Below are 19,788 nucleotides of genomic sequence, written 5' to 3'. Positions count from 1 at the left end.
TTCCGTGTTATTGAGGCGCTTGCTGTTGATTGAACATTATAATGCAGGCCGATTGGCGACCGGAGCCGAGCTGTGTTGGCGCTTTGGCCCGCCCCGCGTAGCCATGTGGCGCACGGCACGGGGGGAGAACCCAATATTTTTCGGCAATGCGGTGCGGCTGCAGGCTTTCGAAATGAGCGCGGCGCAATTCACGGACATGCCATTCAGGTTTTCCGTGAAGCCGCGTCAGCGGCAAGAGCGGCGACGGCTGCTCGACTATGTCACCCGAACCGGTTCAGGGCCGATCATGCCTGCATTGGCTTTCGGAGCGGCCGCAGGTTCCGGATCGAGGACCCACCGTGTGGAACCTTGTCGACCAAGTTAGTGCCTTTCATGCCAAACCGCGACGTCGACAGGTTAGAAAGCCTGATAAGCAGCACAATCCCGCGGGGTGCCGTCGCACTGAAAGCGATTTCACACGTGACCGATAAGTTTTCAGTAGCTCGGAGGCCTGATTGCCGCAGACGCCAGCCCCCTCTTGCAGACGGCATCCTCGACCGGCGCCAACAAAGCCCCGCGCCTCAGCGCCGTAATGCAGCGCATTCATGGTTTGTGGGCACTGTCTCGCCAAGATCGCGTTTAACAGCTGGTCATACGCTTATTAATTTGCGGCAACGCCAATCGGAGGCGACGCCACTTCGTTGGAGGTTAGATGATGCTGACGTATCGGGTCCGCCGTGGCGACAATCTCTGGACGATCTCCAAAAATCAGCTTGGGGACGCCACTCAGTGGCCCCGTATATGGCAATATAATAATCGCCGTGACGTCATTGCCCGCACTGGGCGCGGCGTTCCCGACCCGGATCTGATTTACCCAGACCAGCAGTTGTTGATCCCAGTCCTTCCTGGATTTAGCGGCGGCCATGCAGCGTCCACACATACTGCGGCCTCCCATGCCGGACATCCGACAAGTAATACGCAACCGAGTAATGCCGGCCGGCCGCAGCCGCTTCACCGCGGATCGCAGCCCGACGGTCCGCTGTCGCAACAGCTTCCGCATGTACGATCGCCGATCTCATTCAAATACAAGCTCGACGACATCAAGTTTCCACCGATCCACCAGCCTGGTTTCACCTTAGAGATGAAAATGACGGGTGATGTTGTGCTGATCTCGCGGGCCACTGCGCCGGCTCTCTACGTGACCAACCGTCATGAGATTGAGCTGCAAATGACATCGCAGGCCAACCATGCATTTGGCGCGCTCATAAACGATACCCGATTGGTATATGACGGCCCTGGCAACAAGGTCACCTATCGTTCGATGCTAGTCTCGCAGAGCAACATCCCGCATACGCCAGCCACCGCGGTGGGTATCGAGATCAACTCGCAGAGCCCAATTCCAAGCTCAGATACGAAATACGTCTGCCGAAGCTGCAGGGCAGTGTTCCTGACTTCCTCTACGTCGCGATGGGCGTAACGATTGTCATTGAAGCTACGCCGAACCCGCCCCCTCCGAACGGCCCACGCGCGCAGCCTTTACGGTCTCCCGCGCCTGCACCGGGGACGAACTGGAACCGGGTGATCGGTGGTGGGCTGGTCGTCGTTGGCGCAGCGATCGTAGTTGGTACGCTGGTTGAAGATTTCTTTACCGCTGGGGTTGGCACGGCCGACGATCCGGCGTCTTTCGCCGCTGCCGCTGCGGCCTTCACCCGCGGTGCGGCTCTATGGCGTAGTGCCGCCGTGGTACTGCCTCGTGCCGCGATCCCGGCGACTGCTGGGGTAACGATTACGCTACAGCCAGCATATGCACACCCGCACCATCCTCGCCCGTGACGAACGCTATCTTCACTAGACGCAGCTTCGGTTTCACTATGCTCGCTACGGCGGCAGTCGGAGGTGGCGCGTACCTGCTGCGCCGTGCCCCCGCTGCGAGCCAGGAAGACATTGCCGCCAAGGCAGCCGCGATAGGCCGCGCTAACGGGTTATTCATTGGCTACGGCGATCCAGCCTCCTTTTACGTCCCGCCTTACGGTCCGCACGACGCTGCCATCCCCGATGGTAGCGCGACCCAGGCGGAGATTACGGATGTGGCGGAGGCGCTGGACGCCATCGAGCAATCACTATCGGTCTATCCGGCTGGTTTCTATGCGGCATTATGCAGGGCGATCTTTCTCTGCGGAACGCTGCTCTTCGGGGCCGAGCACGCTGGTGGCACCTATGGTCCGGCCTGGATCGTCCTGGCCACCGATCCCAGCGTCGGCCCTGACGGCATCCGCGAGACCGCGCGGTTGGGCGTGCATCATGAATTCAGCTCCTTGCTGCTGCAGCGGGAGCCCGAAATACAGGCACGCTGGCAGGCGCTCCTACCGGCTGGGTGGCGCCCCGATCAGCGCAGTGACGAAGCGCTGCGGCATGATGCTCCGGGCGGCGTGCACGATGGCTTCCTGTCCTCCTATGGCGCGACGTCGCTGGAGAATGACTTCAACACCTATGCTGAGACGGCGTTCGGCGCGCCGAGCCGGCTGATCGCACAAGCCGCCGCCAATCCGCTGGTAGCGCGGAAGGCCGCGCTGTTACTCCAGGCTTATGCGCAGCGGGATGCGCGCATGGAGCAGACGTATCGCAAACTTGGGATCGACCAGCTGGCGGTGGCAAGGCCGGCGGCGCCAGCCGAATTACGCGTCGCTCCTATCGAGATACCGGCGCCTACGATTGAGACAAAGCGGTAAGCGGGTAACACGCTCTGGCCTTTGGCCGATGGTCGTCCTTGATAGGTGCGGAGCGCTTGGATCGCCGCGGCCCGATCATCTGGCGGGCAACCGGTGGACCGCAAACTTACCGATGCTCTCGGCGACGCCGGGATCGCGATTGGCGAGGACGATCACGCTTTATCCGCTATCGAGAAAGCGGGTGACCGTACCGCTGATACCAGGCGCCTCACCGTCATGGCCTATGAAGCGCCCCGCTCCGTGGCTGTGCCACCGAAATCATAATGAACGAATTTGCCATCGGCGGCGTGACGCCGCCGGTAATCAATTGCTGAAGCGTATCCGCGCGCAACAGGCGATGCGTGGCGACTGCCTCGAGGAAGCGGTTGAGATCACCCACGGTAGAATAGCGCCTCCCGCTGACGTCCCGCGCAAAGGGAGTATATCCTGCACGCTGACCAGTGTGTCGCCAGCATCAGTATAACCAATTGCGCGATCCGGCAGATTGGTGCCTTCGGCCAAATTGCGACCTCCCAGGCAAGGCTTTGCTCCAGGTCAGCAATTTAAGCCCCCTGCATCTCGCCGCCGCTCTGATGTCTAGATATATAGACTTACGAGTTAATGGCATCAGCAACGGCCGCCCCGCCCCAAGGAAGGAACATCCCGACGCCTGAAGCATAGCCCATGGTGATGTAGGTCACGGTTGGGGAATGATGAGCGCGCACGGTATAATGAGCGGGCCGCGAACGCTGATGCGCTGGTGGCAGTTGAGGGTCGTGCGGACCGTCGATCATGATGCCGTGCTGCGGGAGATCAGCCATGAGGCAGGCTGGTCCGGCCGCTATGCCTTTCTGATCATCATTTCGGCGGCGATTTCCCTTCTGGGCCTGTTGATGCCGTCGGTGGCGGTATTGATCGGGGCGATGCTGCTGTCGCCCCTGATGATGCCTATAATCGGCCTGGGCTTCGGCATCGCGACCTTCGATTTTGCCGAGATCCGGCGCGCGGCCGCCGCCTTGGTGCTCGGCTCTGCCATCGCGATCCTGCTGTCCGTCCTATTGATCAGCGTATCGCCGGTTCAGACGGTGACGAGCGAGATTGCCGGCCGAACGCAACCCACTCTCTTCGATCTGCTGGTGGCGCTGCTCTCTGCCATTGCCGGCGGATATGCGTTGATCAGGGGCCGGGGCGGCACCGTGGTTGGCGTGGCTATCGCCATCGCGCTGATGCCCCCGCTGGTGGTGGTCGGCTTCGGGATCGCGACATGGAATTGGACGATCTTTTCGGGCGCGCTGCTGTTGTTCCTGACCAATGCGGTCACGATCGCACTTACTGCCGCACTCGTCGCCCGACTTTACGGCTTTGGTAGTCACCTTTCGCCTGCCCACACCGGCTGGCAGCTCATCCTGTTCGTGGCGGCAGTTGGCCTCCTTTCAGTCCCGCTCGGCGCGGCCCTGAAGCGGATCGCGTTCGAGGCGGTGGCGCAGCGGCAGGCACGAGAGATATTGTATCGGCGCTTCCCCGAAGGCGCGCGCCTCAGCCTGATGGATATCGACCAAAGTGCGCGGCCGATGCGTATCCGCGCCGTGATGTTGACCCCCAAAATTGCCGCCGGGGCCGATCGCGCACTGGCGCAGGATCTGGCCCGTTCCTTCGGGCAGCCGGTCGATCTGCACGTCGATCAAATCCGCATTTCGCCCGAGCCCGGAGCCTTGGAAGCCGCTCAATTGGCGCATGCAGCCGATGCGACCAAGCCGGGTACGGCCGAGCAGAATGATCGCGCCGTCGCGGATTTGGCCCTTGTGGCGGGTATACCGTCGGACGCTGTCCAGGTCGATCCCGCAGCGCACCGGCTGAGTGCGACGGCCGCCCCGATGCCGGGCCTGACGCTGGCAGGCTATCGGCTGCTCGAAACGAGGGCCGCGCGTGCCCTGCCCGACTGGACCGTGCGGTTGGAGCCTCCCCCGGACGTACCGCTCCCCGACCTTGCGATCGATCACGGAGTGATCGACACAGGCGCGCTCGATCTTGCCGCCTGGGCATCCGCGCGGCGATCACGGGATGTGGACATTGTCGGCGGCACGCCGGGCCAACGCACTGCGATCGTGGCGGGAATTCAGGAGCGTGGCGGGCGGGCCGCAGCAGCGGCGGATCGGGGTCGCCTCCGCTGGCGATGGCCGACTTCTGAACCCAAAGAAGAACGGTAGCGCTGCCGATCCGCGGGCCTGTCCGCTCTACGCGACGAGTTGCGCGTAACTCCGCAGCGTTACCGCCACGTCGAACGCCTCGACCCGACGCCCTGGCAGCACTGCCTTGTCGCCGATCTGCGTCAGCAGCGCCGCCGCGATATCGTCGGCATTGGCTGCGTCCACCAGCAGGCCGAAGCGGCCGAAGCCGAGCAGATTGGCGGCATCACCCGCGCGATCGGATGCGACGATCGGCAGGCCGCACGCCATTGCTTCCAAAAGCGCGTTCGAGCAGCCTTCCCACAGCGACGTCATCAGGAAGACGCTGGCGCGCCGCACGATCGGGAACGGGTTTTCGACCGTGCCGATGATATATAGTCGATCCTCGACACCCAGCGCGCGGGCGCGGGCGCGCAACGCGGCCTTCGCAGCATCGGAGCCTTCTCCGAGGATGACGAGTGCCATTTCCGTCGTGCGGTTGGCCACGGCCAGCGCATCGACCGCCGCCTCATGGTTTTTCTGCTCGACCAGGCGACCGATCGAAAGCGCCCAGGGCATGTCGGACGGCAAATATACATGCGCTGGCAATGGCGCGTGCGATCGCTCACGCACGGCCGCAACGTCGACCCCGTTGCGGATCGTGCGCACCGGCTTGCCGAGCGCCGTCGCCTCGCGCGCGACGCTGGGAGAGACGGCCAGCAATTCCGTCGCCGTGGAGGCGATGAGCCGGAGCGACAAGGCGCGCCGCAGCCGCCCCAATGCACCATCGCGCCCGCCCTTATGTTCCAGGCTGTTGCTCAACCGATAGACCATGGCGGTATCCGGACCAAACTTGCCGGCCAGACTGGCGACGAGATGCGTGCGGTTGCCAACCGACAGCACCATTTCCGGCGCTTCCTTGCGCACGAAACGCCGCAGCCGCCTTGCCGCGACCAGGAGATGCTGCACGCCCGGACGCCCCTTCGACTGCGTCAGCGCCAGCAGCCGAACGCGCGGATCCACCAGTGGCGCGAGTACACCGCTGCGGCTGACGACCAGCAAGGTGACATCCGCAGTTTCTGCCAGATAGGCGGACAGCATCAGAGCGTTACGGGTAACCCCCGTGGCTGCCAGATCGAACAGCAATATCGCTATTTTCGCGCGCCGCTCCGCCGCGGCGAATGGCTGCTGAAGCGATGCATCGGCGTGTGCAAGCATGGTAGCCATGGCTGCAAACTAGCCGTGCCGCGTTGCGCCGCGGTGACAGCTTCATGACAATTCCGCCATCCTTGACGTTCAAGGCCGCCACCCGCTCGGATTAAAGGCACCCATGCCCCGTCTGCCCATGGCGCCAGGCTGACATGTCATTCGATTTACATATTATCGCACCACGGTTTGGCACCTGCAGTGCGCGGGCATAATGGTTACGGCGATCCTGATTGCATGCCGCCCGCACGCTACGCTCGATCCGGCGACGGGAAGGCGGCAGAGACGCTGACGCGGATGAGACAAAGGAGCGGCGCGCAATGCTAGGGAAATGGTTCAATCGGAAAGCGACCGCAGCCGCGCCCTCCGCATCGGACAAACAGGCCATGCTTGCCGATGCGGTCGCTGAGCGACGAAAGCACGTGCCGTTGGCGGGTGCGCAGGTCGCCGCCAAGGAGGTTCTCAACCGCGCGATGGACGGCAGCCGCGACGAACGGGGCGTCCATGTTGAAACCCTGTTCATGGCGCTGGGCGCATTAGCGGGCTTCGCCTGCCAGATGAGCGTACGCGCGGTAGCGGCGCAGGAAAATCGCGCGCCGGCATTCACGATTGCGACCACCATCGATGGCCAGAACCGCTTTTTCGGCGATGCGCTCAACGCGCCCTTGGCGGAGGAACAATATTCCGTCTGGAGCCTCGCGGCCGCCGGTGTTCAGACCGCCGGCGGGACATTGCCGGACCTCCACGAAATCTTCGGCCACGTCGCGGCCACGGTCGGCACGCCCGCGTTCGGGCGACCCCGCTTTCCCGACGGTACGGGCACTAACGAGGTGCCGGAAACCATTATCGCGTCGATGTGGCCGTCGCTGCTGCCCATGCTGCAACAATTTTGCGGGGCACCGCCGGAATGGCCAATCGCCTGCGGCATCGCTATCCAGGAAGCAATCGCGCTGGCCGGCGGCGCGATCGCACCGGGCACAGCCTGCCAGATCGCGATGGAAACCGCGGTCGCCATGTCAAAAATAGATCCGGCTGAAGTGGGCGTCATCGCGGGCTAACCGCCGAAAGCACACCTTGATGTCAGCGCCCCAGCCGACCAAATGCCAACCGACCCCTCCCGGCAATCCGCCGAACCGACAATAAGGAAGTAGCAGCATGATGCAGGGCGAGATGTTTATCGCGGGCGAAGCGCGGCACGGCACCGGCGCGCCCGTTCGCGCGGTCAATCCGGCGACGGGTGAAACGCTGGAACCGGCCTTTGGCGGCGCAACGGCCGCCGATCTGGATGCCGCCTGCGCAGCGGCCGAGGCGGCGTTCGATACGTACCGCAACCTGCCTGCGGATGCTCGCGCCGCGTTCCTGGAGGCGATCGCGCTGAATATCCTGGATCTAGGCGACATTCTGATCGAGCGCGCCATGACCGAAACCGGCCTGCCCCGGCCGCGCCTGGAGGGCGAACGCGGACGCACCGTCGGCCAGCTGCGCATGTTTGCGCAAGTCGTGCGCGACGGACGGTATCAGGATCTGCGCGTCGATCCGGCGGATCCGGCCCGCGTGCCACCCCGTGTCGATCTGCGCCTGCGCAACATCCCGCTCGGCCCGGTGGCGGTATTCGGTTCCTCGAACTTCCCGCTCGCTTTCTCGGTCGCGGGTGGCGACACCGCCTCGGCGCTGGCGGCCGGCGCCCCGGTTGTGGCCAAGGCCCATCCCGCGCATCCTGGGACGTCCGAACTGGTCGGCAGTGCGGTCACGAAAGCCGTGAAGGATGCCGGTCTGCCGGCGGGTGTCTTTTCACTGCTGTTCGATGCTGGCTACGAAATTGGTGTCGATCTGGTGGCCGATCCGCGCATCAAGGCCGTCGGCTTCACCGGTTCGCGGCGGGGCGGCCTCGCGCTGCTCGACATCGCGCAGCGCCGTCCCGAGCCGATCCCGGTGTATGCCGAGATGAGCTCGATCAACCCCGTCATCCTGATGCCGCATGCGCTGGATGCACGCCCCGAAGCGATCGCCAAAGCCTTTGTGGGCTCGCTTACGCTCGGCGCTGGCCAATTCTGCACCAACCCCGGACTGGTTCTGGCGGTGGACAGCCCGGCCCTGGATCGCTTCGTCCAGGCAGCGGCTGCCGAACTCGCGCAGATGCAGGCGCAGCCCATGCTCACGCCCGGCATTCATGCCGCCTATGAGACGGCGGTGGCGGCAATTGCCGATCACGGTGACGTGCGTACCGTCGCCAAGGGCGCGGCCGGGGAATTTCACCGCGGCCAAGCGGCCTTGTTCGAAACCACCGCAGACGCGTTCTCGCAGCATAAGGAACTGCAGGACGAGATTTTCGGCGCAGCCTCCCTCGTCGTCCGCTTCCCCTCGCTGGAGGCCCTGCGCGACGCCCTCGGCAAGCTTGAAGGGCAATTGACCGCCGCCCTCCATGTGGTGGAAGCGGACCATGACGAAGCCGCCAAACTGATCCCGATCCTGGAACGCAAGGTCGGCCGCATCCTGTTCGACGGCTTCGGTACCGGCGTCGAGGTCGGGCATGCGATGGTTCATGGTGGCCCCTTCCCCGCCACCAGCGACTCCCGCACCACGTCCGTCGGCAGCCTCGCCATTGCGCGCTGGCTGCGGCCGGTCAGCTATCAGGACATGCCGGACGGCCTGCTGCCGGCGGAGCTTCGTCGCGACAATCCCCTGAACGTCGAGCGGGCGCTGCTCGGCGCCGCCCCGTCGCGACAGTCCGCCTGATCCTATCGGACCACGCGCCCTTCTGCCGGCGCGTCCGCGTCGGACAGAAGCGGCGTGTGGTCCAACAGATATTCGATCAACGTCGTCACGCGCCGGGGGGTAAGCCTTCGGTCGCGCCGGATGATCGAAACCGTCACCGGGTCGTCTCGATAGGGCCTGAGTATTTCGATCGCCTGCCCTGCGCGCAGCGGTTGTTGCGCCAGATAGAAAGGCGTGCAGGCGACGCCGGCACCCGCCAGGCAGGCTTGCCAACCGCTGTCGCCGTCGTCGAAAATCAACCGGGCCGCCGGTGCGAGGCGCCCGCTTCCCCCATCGACGGTGCGGAACGGCCAGCCTTGCACCTGACCCGTGCGCAGATTGCGGAAGCCGATCAGGTCATGATCGGCCAAGTCCTCGATCGTCTCCGGCGTCCCTCGCCTGGCGAGATAGTCCGGTGCCGCGCAGAAGATCCACGGAAACGAAAACCAGCGCTGCTGCACGTGGCCGGGTATGCCTTCCAACGGCCCGCTCCGCAGCGCGAGGTCGATGCCCTCATCCGCAAGGCTGACAAAATCGTTGCTGGCACGCACGTCGACCTGAACGCCGGGATGCGCTGCGCTGAAGCCCGCCAGCAAAGGCGCGAGCACGGCGCGGGAGAAGCCGACGGATGCGCTCACGCGAACCGTTCCGACGCCGCCGTCGGACGACGCCGTTCCGGCAATCTCCCTGAAGTGGAGCGCCGCGGCGAGCACCGCCCGAGCCGGCTGCAGGAGCGCTTCGCCCTCTGACGTAAGGGAGAGCGCATGCGTCGAACGGTGCAACAGGCGGGCTCCTGCCGATTGTTCGAGCCGCACGATCGCCTTCGACACGCTGGCTGCCGACATTCCCAGCCGCCGCCCGGCCTCGGCCAGCGACGCCGCGTCGACGACCGCAACGAAACAGCGCAGTTGCGGCAGCGAGACGTCCAGATCGTCGATCAGCATGGGCGATCAATAGACATCCCGCAGAAAGTTCACGAGCAGTTCGTTGGTCGCAGCGGGTGCCTCGCGATGCGGCCAATGTCCGACCTCCGGCAGCACGACCATCTTCTGAAGTCCGGGCACGTCGCGGCGCAGTGCAGCTTCATCGAACGGCCGGACTTTGGCCAGCCCGTCGGCCGCCCCCGCCAGGAACAGGCTGGGTTGGTGGATTTGCAGGCCTTTGAACGCCTTGTTGATCCGCGAGAATGGCTGCCCCGATCGATAATAATTCAATGGGCGGTGAAAGCCTGTCCGCTGGAATTCACCAATTGCGTAGGCCACATCGGCCGGATCGGCCCAGGCCGGTGCGTCGACTGGCGCCGGCCGCAACATATCGCGGTCCGGGTCGAACGGGTCCCAGCGATCGCCGGGCGCAGGTAACCCGGACGTCCAGTAGAGCGCAGTGGGATAGGTCCGTGCTGCGTCGGCCCATCGCAGATCGGCCTCCGGCTCGCGTTGCCGGAACATGTAGAAACTGTGCTTCCCCGCAGCTTCCATCATTTCGAACAGGCTCGGGCCGCCCGGCGGAGAGAATGGCACGCTGATGCCGACGACCGCCTTGAAGCGGTCCGGGCGCAGCAGCCCGGCATACCAGGCCGTGCCGGCACCGAAATCGTGGCCGACGATCGCCGCATCAGGAAGCTGGAGGGCGTCCAGCAGGCCGACCATGTCTCCAACCGTGTGAAAGGGCGTATAGGCCGTCGCCTCGACCGGGCCCGAACTGCGGCCATAGCCGCGCATGTCCACGGCGACCGCCCGGTATCCCGCCGCCGCCAGGGCTTCCATCTGTCGGCGCCAGCCGATCCAGACGTCGGGAAAGCCATGACAGAATAATATGGGACGGCCCTCGCCCAACTCGACCACGTGCAACTGCACATCGCCGACATCCAGCTGCGAATGTTTCATGCGTGTCTCACCATCTTGAGGGGCTGGAGCACCGCATCCTGAAGCGCGTCTCTACGAAGCGTCTCTGCCGCGGCATAATCAGGATCGTCGATCAGGTTGGCGAACGCGCTACGGCTCGGATAGCTGATCAAGGCAATTGCATCCCAGGCCTGCTTGAATTCGGCACACACCGCATGGAGGCTTTCACCAGCAAAGCGGATCGCACCGCCATGCCACAGCACGATCGGCGCGATGCGCGTCAGATAGTCGCGATACCTTTCGCGGCCGCCGTCCGGAGCGAAACGCAGCAAATTGATCATGAAAATCGGCTGGCCGTCATCCTGCGCCAGAAAGGCATCGATGGGCTCGGGTCTGAAGGAAATCATGGCATCGCTTTCTCGTCCGGCCGGGCGCCATGATCCGGCGCAACGGTCTCCGCTCCGGCGTCCCGCCATCGAGCCTGATCACGATGCCTCGTCGCGCCCCGCATGCCTAGCGGCCCCCCGGGTAAGTCAGTGTTGCCGGCAAGGATCTATAGGACAGACCGCCCCTGCCCTGAAGTCGAAGGCGCCCGGGCGCCCGCGCCGGCCGATGAACGACTTTCCGGTGGTGGCGTTTCGACGAGGTCCGCGTCATGGAGTCCGCATGAAAGCGCTCGGTCGATACGTGATCCTTCTGCTCCTGGCGGTGGCGGCCGTTCCGGTGCAGGCTCAACTAAGCGGCACCGACGCTTCGCTTGCCGCAGGCCAGACGCTGGATGAAGGGCGCAAGACGCTCACCACCGTCGATAAGGCGCTGGATGGCAGGCTCAGCCGCACCGAACGCGACGATGCCCGCGACCGAGCGACGACGGTGGCAAGCCAGGCGAACAGCACCGCGGCATCGTTGCAGACCCAGCTGGATCTGATCGACGCACGGATCGCGCAACTTGGCCCAGTGCCTACCGGCATTGTCGAGGCGCCGGATATCCGCGCGCAACGCAAATTGCTGGCGCAACAGCGCGCGACGCTGGATTCCCAAGTCAAGCGCGCGAAGCTGTTGGCGCTGGATGCGCAACAATTGATCGATGAGATCGCGGCCAGCCAGGCCGAACAGTTCAATCAACGGATGTCGGCGCATACCGCATCGCCGCTTTCACCGGCGTTCTGGACACCGGTCGTGCGCAACTTCCCCCGCGACATGCGCCGTACGATCGCCTTCGTGCGCTATGGCGGGGACACCTTTCTCACTGGCTTGCTGTCGTCGCGATCCTGGATTGCCCTGTTAGGCGCATTCCTCGCAGTCGCTCTGCTGGTGCCGATACGGATGTGGCTGCGGCGCGCCGGGCGCCGCTATCTCGTCGAGCGCGCGCCGACCAGTCGAGTGCGTCGATCAAGCTATGCCGTGTGGCTGGTCGTGGTCGGGACCTTGGCACCCGGCTTCGCGGCACTGTGCCTGGTCCAGGGACTGCGCTGGGCCAAAATGCTGTCGCCGGGCTGGGACACGGTCGCGACCGCGCTGATCCATGTCTCGTTTGTCGGCGCCGCCATCTGGGCGCTTGGCGGCGCGCTGCTGCAACGGCGTGAGCCGGGCTGGCGCCCTTTGCCCGTCAGCGACGAGGCGGTAGGCCCGATCCGCGTCTGGACGTGGTTCGCTGCCGGATTGACCGTCCTCTGCCTGCTGATCATGCGCATAAACGATGCGATCGGGATAAGCGGCCCGGCGTCGGCCGCCGCCGACGTGATCGTCGCGCTCGTCTTCCTTCTGTTGATCATCGGCCTCCTCTTTACGATCGGCCGGTTACAGGCGGAGTCGATCCGCGGGCTGGACGAGAAGACCGATCCGGTCCAGCGCACGGGGCTGACGCTCGCGACGATCGTCGGCTGGACAGCTTGCACGGCGGCGATCGTGGCGCTCATGCTCGGCTATATCAGCCTCGCGCGGTTCGTTGCGTTCACGATCGTCTGGCTCGCCATCGTCGGGAGCGCGCTTTACCTGCTGCTGAACGCGGTCGACGATCTTTCGACGACGTTATTCTCCTCCAAGAGCAGGCTCGGGCGATCCGCACATTATGGCCTGGGCGTCCGCCAGTCGACCGTCGAACAGGTTGGCGTACTGACCTCCGCCGCGTTGCGCATAATTCTGTTCGCTTTGGCGCTGGCCATCGTGCTGATGCCGTTCGGAACGGACGTGGGCTCGCTGTTCGGCACGATCCTGTCGGCCGCGCAGGGCATCACTATCGGTGCCCTCACCATCTCGCCGGGCGCGATCGTGCGCGCCATCGTCGTCCTGGTGCTGGCCCTGTTCCTGGTCGGCGTGGTCCAGAATTGGCTGGGCGCCCGCTATCTGCCGGCGACGCGTCTGGATGCGAGCGCGCGCAATTCGATCATGATGGTCACGCGCTATACCGGCATCGTTCTGGCCGGATTGTGGGCGCTCGCCTCGCTCGGCCTGGGGATGGAACGGATCGCGCTGCTGGTCAGCGCCCTTTCGGTGGGCATCGGCTTCGGCCTGCAGGCGATCACGCAGAACTTCGTATCCGGCCTGATCCTGTTGGCGGAACGGCCGGTCAAGATTGGCGACCTGGTCAAGATCGCCGATCAGGAAGGCGACGTGAAGCGAATCCGGGTCCGCGCCACGGAGATCAAGATGGCCGACGGATCGACCCTGATCGTGCCGAACTCCGAACTCATCACCAAGACGATCCAGAATATGACGTTGGCCGATCCGCTCGGCCGCATCCAACTTCAATTCTCGGTCAGTCTCGGCACCGACGCAGGGTTGGTCCGTCAGATCGTCACCGACATCCTGCGCGACAATCCGCGTGTCCTTGAAAATCCCGTGCCGTCCGTATTCATCGATCAACTGGCCGATAACCGCATCTTCTTCAATTGCTTCGCCTATGCCGCCACCCCGCGCGAGACCTATAGCATCCGCAGCGAGATCCTGTTCGCGCTGCTAGAGCGGTTAGCGGCGGCCGGGATCGAGATCGGAACCAGGCAACAATTCGAGTTTATCGGGGCGCCCGCCTCGTTTCCCACCGGACCCGAGGAGCCCAAATCGTAACGGCCGTAGCCGCTGGTCGCACCCGGCGTCCCAAGGCAGCGGATGCGGGTTCATCTTGCACCCAAGGCGCGGCGATGTAGAGGCTCTTTACGGGCAATGCGCCCGCGTGGAGTTCCGATTTGGCGATGGCTGACAATATGTTGAAGTGGCGCCGGCGTCTGGCCGGCGGTGTGACCGGCCTTGTCGCGATGTCGCTGCAGGCAGCCCCTGTCCTGGCGCAGGACGTGGCGCCATCCGCTGCCCCCGCCGTTCCCGCGATCGTTCCGGCGCCGGTACAGATCCCGAAGCTGAGCCGTAGCCAGATGGACGATCTGCGTACCGCGCTCGCACAGGCTGAAGCGCAGGGGCTCACCGATCGTACGCTGACCAGCGACGAGGCGCGATCAGGCGACCAGGTGCTGATTTCCGCCATCCTTGATTATGCGCGCGCGGTACATGCCGGCCAGCTGGACGCAGGCGACTTCCTGCGGGAGTGGGGCTTGCGCCCGGCACCTTATGACCCCCGCCCATCATTCGCCGCGGCCGTGACCCAGGACAAGCTGCGGAGCTGGCTGGCCAGTCTCACCCCGCCTTATGCCGGCTATGATGGGCTCCGGCGCGGGCTTGCGACCTACCGTCAGATCGAGGCTGACGGCGGCTGGCCGCGCCTGGCGCCCGGACCCGATCTGCTTCCGGGTGCGGACGGTCCCCGCGTCATCGCGTTGCGCACGCGGCTGGCGGTCGAAGACAAGGCGGTCTCCACCGATGGCGACACATTCGATGACGCCCTGCTGGAAGCGGTCCGCCGCGCGCAGCGGCGCTACGGGCTGAACCCCAGCGGCATCGTGTCCACGCAGACGATCGCCGCCCTCAACGTGCCGGTCTCCGTCCGCATCCGCCAGATCCTCGCGAACATGGAACGGTGGCGCTGGTTGCCGCCGCAGCTGGCCCGCAACCGCATCCAGGTCAACATCGCCGCAGCCGTCCTGACGGTGTTCGACGGGGATGCTCCCGTGAAATCCATGCGCGCCGTGACCGGCCGGCCGGGCGATGAGACGCCGATGCTGCAATCGACCATCACCAGCATCGTGCTCAATCCACCGTGGAATGTGCCGACATCGATCGCGACCAAAGAACTTTGGCCGAAAGAAAAGGCGAACCCAGGCTATTTCAAGCGCAATGGCTTCAAGGTGATCTCGCTGGCGGATGGCGGCAGCAGATTGCAGCAGCAAGCCGGTACGAAAAGCGCGTTGGGCCGATACAAGTTCGACTTCGACAATCCGTATTCGGTCTACCTTCACGACACGCCGACCCAGGCGACCTTCTCGCTCTACAGCCGGCTGTCCAGCCATGGTTGCGTCCGGCTGGAGAAGCCAGCCGAGCTGGCGGAATTGTTGTTGAAGGACGCGCCCGATTGGTCGCCCGACGCTATCAAGGCAGCGATCACCAAGGGGGATACGGTGCGCGCGCGCCTGCAGACGCCGGTTGCCGTCTATCTGCTGTATTGGACCGCCTTCGCCAGTGCGAACGGCCAGATCAGCTTTCGCGGCGATCCCTATGGCTGGGATAGCGGGCTGATGGACAAGATCGACGGACGCGACCGTAAGGAATTGGTGGCTGACGTGCTGAAAGGGGTACGATGATGATGCGCAAGATGGGCCGCGGGCTATGGGGCGGACTGTTGCTGGGGGCCGCGCTGATCGCGACGGGCTGTAGCGAAAAGAAGCGGTGGAGCAGCGAGGATGCCGAGACGGAGAATATGTCCGACACGCGCCCCATCGCCCCGCCGCAGGCACCAGCCGTTCCCGACGTGCCCGCGGCCCCGCCCGCGCCGATCGTAACCGAAAAGCCCCGCATCCCGCCCCCCGCCGAAGCGCCATCGGCGGAAGCACAGATGCAGGATGACGCCGACGCGAGCGGCATGACCGCGCCCGTGCAGAGCGATGACGGTAGCGGACCGCCTGCGAACCAGAATTAAGTCCCGCGAATCGAACAGCGCGGCAGGCTGCGATCAGCCGCGCTGCGGATGGCGCCGATCGCGTCGATCGGTGCAGCCAGGATTGGCCGCATCTGCCGCGGGACCAATGACGAAGGTGGAAGCCCGGAATGGCCGATACTGAAGATTATACCCGCGGCCGACGGGACGGACTGCGCCTTGCGCTGGCCGTCCTTGCCGCCAAAGAGGCGAAGTGGGCGACGCTGCTGGGCGAAAGCGCGTCCTGGCGCACGAACTTGTCGCGCGAGGTGCGGCACAAAGCGCTGCAGGTCGCGCAAAAGCGGCTGCAGACGGTGCTGAACCGTTTCTCTCCCAAAGAAGAAGGCGCGATCGATGCGGAGCTGGCCGCCGCACTGGAACAACTCGGCCTCTGAACTGCCGGCGACTGCGGCGACCATGTTTACCTGACACCGCGTGATCCGCGTGATAATCGCGCCGGATGTTCGCCCTGTTTCTGACCCCGCCTTATCTTCCCTTTGCCATCGCTTTTGTTGTGATGATCGGCATCGGCTTGATTGAAGCGGTCGGGCTCGGCCTCGGTCACCTTGATCTCGATCTGGATGCGGACGGTGGACACCACGTCGCGGGCGGCCTGCTGGACTGGCTTGGTTTGGGCGGGGAGCTACCGATCCTGGTGTGGCTGACCTCGCTTCTCGCTTGCTTCACGCTGACCGGAACCGCCATTCAGCAGATCGCGACCGCCGCCGCCGGCGGGCCTCTACCCTGGGGCGTGGCGGCGGGCGGCGCCCTGATCGCCGGCGCGCTGCTCAATACGCTGGCGGCCAATGGTCTGGCGCGGATCATGCCCGGCTATGAGAGCAGCGCCATTTCGACCGACGATCTGCTGCGCTATCGCGGCACGATCCTGGAGGGCACCGCGCGCCGCGGCGCGCCCGCGCGTGCCAAAGTCGTGGATCAATATGGCCAGGCCCATTTCATCATGGTCGAGCCGCATGACGATGCCGACCAGATCCAATCGGGCGAAACCGCATTGCTGGTGCGCCGCGACGGCAGCCTGTTCTTCGCGCTGCCGGACGCGGACACGCATTTCCGCCCGATCTAGTCTATCGTCGCAGTATTAACGGGGAGAGTGACGTGCCTGAATCACTGATGAATATTCTGATCTACGCCGGCATCGTGCTGCTGGCGCTGATCGTGATCGGCATCGTGCTGACACGGCTGTACCGGCGCGCGACCAAGGATGTCGCGCTGATCCGCACCGGCTTTGGCGGCGAGAAGGTCGTGCTGAACGGCGGCATCATGGTCATCCCCGTGCTGCACGAATTGATGCAGGTGCGCCTGACCACCGTGAAGCTGGAAGTGTCGCGCCTCAACAAGGATGCGCTGATCACGCTCGACAAGCTGCGCGTCGATGTCGTCGGCCTGTTTCACATCAAGGTGAAGCCGGACGCGCAATCCATCGCCGCTGCGGCGCAGACGCTGGGTGATTCGGTCAACAGCGCGGATGCGGTCAAATCGCTGCTCGACGGCAAGCTCGTCTCGGCGCTGCGCTCGGTCGCCGCGACGATGACGATGGAGCATCTCCACGCCAACCGCGCCGACTTCATCCAGAAGGTGCAGGAGGCGCTGATGACCGATCTGGACATGAACGGCTTCCAGCTGGAATCGGTCAGCATCACGCATTTCGACCAGACGGCGTTCGAACATTTCAATGAAAACAACGCGTTCGACGCCGAAGGCCTGACCGTGCTGACCCGCACGATCGAAGAGCGCAAGAAGATCCGCAACGATATTGTCGCGACCAATCGCGTCGAGATCGAACAGCGCAATCTGGAAGCGAACAACCAGTCGCTCGAAATCGCCCAGGCGGCCGAACAGGCGCGCTTGACGCAGGAGCAGACGCTGTCCGCTCGCCGCGCCGAACAGGCCACCGCAATCGCCACCGCCGAGGCCGAGCAGACCCGGCTGGCCGAAATCGCGCGCATCACCGCCGCCCAGGCGCAGACGGTCGCACAGACCGAAGCGGACAAAGTCATTCAGACCGCCACGATCGCCCGCGACGGCGCCATTCAGACCGCGACGATCGAGCGCGACCGCACGATCGAGATCGCGCGCATCACCACCGCCGTCCAGACCGCGCAGAAGTCCGAGGAGGAATCGACCGCGACCGCAGCGGCGAACGAAGCGCGCGCATTGGCCGTCCGCGCCGAGGAAAGCGTCGCCACGGCGAAGGCGACCGAAATCGCCAATCGTAACAAGAATGTGGCCGTGATCGCCGCCACCCAGCGCGCGCAGGAAGAAGCGGTCGGCATCACCGTCGCGGCCTCGGCCGAGAAGGAAGCCGCCGAAGCCCGCGCGGTCGCGCTACGGACGGAGGCCACCGCCGAAGCCGATGCCGAAAAGGCCCGCGCCGAAGGACGCGAGGCGGCGTTCAAGGTGGACGCAGCCGGTCAGGCGCTGCTGAACGAGGCCACCAATTTGCTGAACGACGCACAGACCGCGCTGCTCGTCCGCAAGGCGATGCTGGAGGCGCTGCCGGCGATCATCAGTGCGGCCGCCAAGCCGATGGAGAATATCGACAAGATCAGCATCCTCGACGCGCGCGGCCTGCATGGCGACGCGCCCGGCGACGGTGCGGGCGCCGGCGGACAGGACAATCTGGCTGATGCCGCCGTCGCCGCCGCCATGCGTTACCGCGTCGGTGGCCCATTGATCGACGGGTTGATGGCGGAACTCGGGATGGGTGGCGGCTCGCTGAACGGCATGCTCGCCGGCAGCGGCAAGATCACCCCGCCCCCCGCCCCGGCCAAGACCACCAACGGCGGACAGAAACCCGCCTGATCGTCGAAGCCAGATGATGTGCCCGGCCGACGTGCCGGGCACTCACGTAAATGGCCGTGGATCGCCGGCCGCCTGTTCGGCACATTGCCGGGATGGAACCCCAGTCCGACCATTCCCGCCCACTCGGCCTGCTCGAGCGCACCTGCCCCGTCCGCACCGCGATCGGCGTGATTTCCGGCAAGTGGAAACCCTCGATCCTGCGCGGCATTCACGAAGGGCGCGGCCGCTATGGCGAACTCCGCCGCGAGGTGGCGGGAATCAGCGATCAGACGCTCACGCGCCATCTGCGCGAATTATGCGCGGATGGGGTGATCGCCCGCGGCGTCGACGATGCACAATATCGGTTGACGGTGCAGGGCGAGCAACTTGCCGACATCATGGACGCGCTGGACACATGGGGCACCGCTTATCTTCAGCTGCGCCGCGGAGCAGAATAATGACCCAGGCACCCAAACCCGTCGCGATCCTGGGCGGTCTCGGCAAGACCGGCCGTCGCGTGGCGGACCGGCTGCGCCATCTCGGATTACCGATCCGGTCCCTCTCCCGATCGATCGTCCCTGCCTTCGACTGGGACGACCCGCGCGGTTGGGAAGAGGCCGTGGCCGGCGCCGGGCAGGCCTATCTGACCTTCCAGCCCGATCTGTCGGTGCCTGGGGCGGCGGAACGGATCGGCCGGCTGGCGAGCATCGCCCGCGCGCAAAATCTGCAAAGGGTCGTCTTGTTATCCGGCCGCGGCGAGCCCGGCGCGCTGCGAGCGGAGCAGGCGCTGGCAAACGCCGGAATTCCCTGGGCGGTAATCCGTTCGAGCTGGTTCGCCCAGAATTTTTCGGAAAGCTTCCTCGCGGAGGCGATTGCCCACGGCAATCTCGTCATCCCCTGCAGGACGGCAGCGGAGCCATTCGTCGATGTGGAGGATATCGCCGATGTCGCGATCGCCCTCCTGACAGGCACGACGACCGACCACAGGGTCTATGAGGTGACCGGCCCGGCACTGCTCCGCTTTCCCGACGCCTGCACCATCCTGAGCCGATCCATGGGCCGCGTAATTGCGTGCCACGAAATCGATGAAGCCGCCTTTGCCGATCACCTGCGGGGCAACGGCCTTCCGGAAGACATGGTCGCGATGATGATGGACCTGTTCACCGCTACGCTGGACGGCCGCACAGCCGCTTGGCGCATGGAATTGAAGAGGCGTTGGGACGACCGCCGCGATCGTTCGAAGCGTATGCCGCCCGTCTAGCGCGTGGCGCGCACGCGGCATGATGTGCGGACGTGTCAGGCCCAAACGC

General features: G+C 64.9%; 18 protein-coding genes. 14 read left to right on the top strand and 4 right to left on the bottom strand.

Annotated features, from left to right (window positions below):
* Window positions 1-103: 103 nt before the first annotated feature.
* The 4 genes from ACSBM8_RS08680 to ACSBM8_RS08665 all read left to right on the top strand — a co-directional run bounded on the left by ACSBM8_RS08680 (window position 104) and on the right by ACSBM8_RS08665 (window position 4,894).
* The gene (locus tag ACSBM8_RS08680) at window positions 104-364 is read left to right on the top strand and encodes an MEKHLA domain-containing protein (protein WP_442681536.1); all 261 of its coding nucleotides are present in this window, start codon (window positions 104-106) and stop codon (window positions 362-364) included.
* 327 nt (window positions 365-691) lie between these two features.
* The gene (locus tag ACSBM8_RS08675) at window positions 692-1,456 is read left to right on the top strand and encodes a LysM peptidoglycan-binding domain-containing protein (RefSeq protein ID WP_442681224.1); all 765 of its coding nucleotides are present in this window, start codon (window positions 692-694) and stop codon (window positions 1,454-1,456) included.
* Between the two features lie 394 nt (window positions 1,457-1,850).
* On the top strand, window positions 1,851-2,708 hold the full coding sequence (locus tag ACSBM8_RS08670) for a hypothetical protein (RefSeq protein ID WP_442681223.1): 858 nt from the start codon (window positions 1,851-1,853) through the stop codon (window positions 2,706-2,708).
* A gap of 710 nt (window positions 2,709-3,418) precedes the next feature.
* Window positions 3,419-4,894: a DUF389 domain-containing protein gene (locus ACSBM8_RS08665; RefSeq protein WP_442681222.1), complete on the top strand. Its 1,476-nt coding sequence runs from the start codon at window positions 3,419-3,421 to the stop codon at window positions 4,892-4,894.
* Window positions 4,895-4,921: 27 nt separating this feature from the next.
* Here the strand turns inward: ACSBM8_RS08665 and ACSBM8_RS08660 are convergent, their stop codons facing one another.
* The gene (locus tag ACSBM8_RS08660; protein WP_442681221.1) at window positions 4,922-6,079 is read right to left on the bottom strand and encodes a glycosyltransferase; all 1,158 of its coding nucleotides are present in this window, start codon (window positions 6,077-6,079) and stop codon (window positions 4,922-4,924) included.
* Window positions 6,080-6,378: 299 nt separating this feature from the next.
* Between ACSBM8_RS08660 and ACSBM8_RS08655 the strand changes: the two genes are divergently transcribed.
* Together ACSBM8_RS08655 and ACSBM8_RS08650 are read left to right on the top strand one after the other, a co-directional pair.
* Window positions 6,379-7,116, top strand: coding sequence for a hypothetical protein (locus ACSBM8_RS08655; RefSeq protein WP_442681220.1), 738 nt, complete (start codon window positions 6,379-6,381; stop codon window positions 7,114-7,116).
* A gap of 97 nt (window positions 7,117-7,213) precedes the next feature.
* Entirely contained in the window at window positions 7,214-8,794 is a 1,581-nt protein-coding gene (locus ACSBM8_RS08650; RefSeq protein ID WP_442681219.1) for an aldehyde dehydrogenase (NADP(+)), read from the top strand.
* 2 nt (window positions 8,795-8,796) lie between these two features.
* Here ACSBM8_RS08650 and ACSBM8_RS08645 read toward each other — a convergent pair whose 3' ends face one another.
* From ACSBM8_RS08645 to ACSBM8_RS08635, 3 genes are read right to left on the bottom strand one after another with little or no spacing between them, the layout of a single operon-like run.
* Entirely contained in the window at window positions 8,797-9,756 is a 960-nt protein-coding gene (locus tag ACSBM8_RS08645) for a LysR family transcriptional regulator (RefSeq protein WP_442681218.1), read from the bottom strand.
* Window positions 9,757-9,762: 6 nt separating this feature from the next.
* Window positions 9,763-10,698, bottom strand: coding sequence for an alpha/beta fold hydrolase (locus tag ACSBM8_RS08640; RefSeq protein WP_442681217.1), 936 nt, complete (start codon window positions 10,696-10,698; stop codon window positions 9,763-9,765).
* On the bottom strand, window positions 10,695-11,063 hold the full coding sequence (locus ACSBM8_RS08635; protein WP_442681216.1) for a DUF1330 domain-containing protein: 369 nt from the start codon (window positions 11,061-11,063) through the stop codon (window positions 10,695-10,697). The genes ACSBM8_RS08640 and ACSBM8_RS08635 overlap by 4 nt, the downstream gene beginning before the upstream one ends.
* Here ACSBM8_RS08635 and ACSBM8_RS08630 point away from each other — a divergent pair.
* The 8 genes from ACSBM8_RS08630 (at window position 11,062) to ACSBM8_RS08595 (ending at window position 19,739) form a co-directional block, all read left to right on the top strand.
* Entirely contained in the window at window positions 11,062-13,722 is a 2,661-nt protein-coding gene (locus tag ACSBM8_RS08630) for a DUF3772 domain-containing protein (protein WP_442681215.1), read from the top strand. The two genes, ACSBM8_RS08635 and ACSBM8_RS08630, sit on opposite strands and share 2 nt — an antisense overlap.
* A 125-nt stretch (window positions 13,723-13,847) precedes the next feature.
* Window positions 13,848-15,344 (top strand): L,D-transpeptidase family protein, encoded by a 1,497-nt coding sequence (locus ACSBM8_RS08625; RefSeq protein WP_442681214.1) that lies wholly within the window; start codon window positions 13,848-13,850, stop codon window positions 15,342-15,344.
* The gene (locus ACSBM8_RS08620; RefSeq protein ID WP_442681213.1) at window positions 15,341-15,679 is read left to right on the top strand and encodes a hypothetical protein; all 339 of its coding nucleotides are present in this window, start codon (window positions 15,341-15,343) and stop codon (window positions 15,677-15,679) included. Before ACSBM8_RS08625 ends, ACSBM8_RS08620 begins: the two co-directional genes overlap by 4 nt.
* A gap of 128 nt (window positions 15,680-15,807) precedes the next feature.
* The gene (locus ACSBM8_RS08615; RefSeq protein WP_442681212.1) at window positions 15,808-16,071 is read left to right on the top strand and encodes a hypothetical protein; all 264 of its coding nucleotides are present in this window, start codon (window positions 15,808-15,810) and stop codon (window positions 16,069-16,071) included.
* Between the two features lie 65 nt (window positions 16,072-16,136).
* On the top strand, window positions 16,137-16,760 hold the full coding sequence (locus tag ACSBM8_RS08610) for an OB-fold-containig protein (RefSeq protein ID WP_442681211.1): 624 nt from the start codon (window positions 16,137-16,139) through the stop codon (window positions 16,758-16,760).
* Window positions 16,761-16,792: 32 nt separating this feature from the next.
* Window positions 16,793-18,499: a flotillin family protein gene (locus ACSBM8_RS08605; RefSeq protein WP_442681210.1), complete on the top strand. Its 1,707-nt coding sequence runs from the start codon at window positions 16,793-16,795 to the stop codon at window positions 18,497-18,499.
* A gap of 50 nt (window positions 18,500-18,549) precedes the next feature.
* Window positions 18,550-18,936, top strand: a complete 387-nt coding sequence (locus ACSBM8_RS08600) for a winged helix-turn-helix transcriptional regulator (protein ID WP_442681209.1) — start codon at window positions 18,550-18,552, stop codon at window positions 18,934-18,936.
* Window positions 18,936-19,739, top strand: coding sequence for a hypothetical protein (locus tag ACSBM8_RS08595; RefSeq protein ID WP_442681208.1), 804 nt, complete (start codon window positions 18,936-18,938; stop codon window positions 19,737-19,739). Before ACSBM8_RS08600 ends, ACSBM8_RS08595 begins: the two co-directional genes overlap by 1 nt.
* Window positions 19,740-19,788: the final 49 nt, after the last annotated feature.

The organism is Sphingomonas sp. ASY06-1R, assembly GCF_052180265.1.
Lineage (GTDB): Bacteria > Pseudomonadota > Alphaproteobacteria > Sphingomonadales > Sphingomonadaceae > Sphingomonas_I.
The sequence above is the reverse complement of the archived record's forward strand: the minus strand, read 5'-3'. Positions and strand labels throughout refer to the sequence as shown.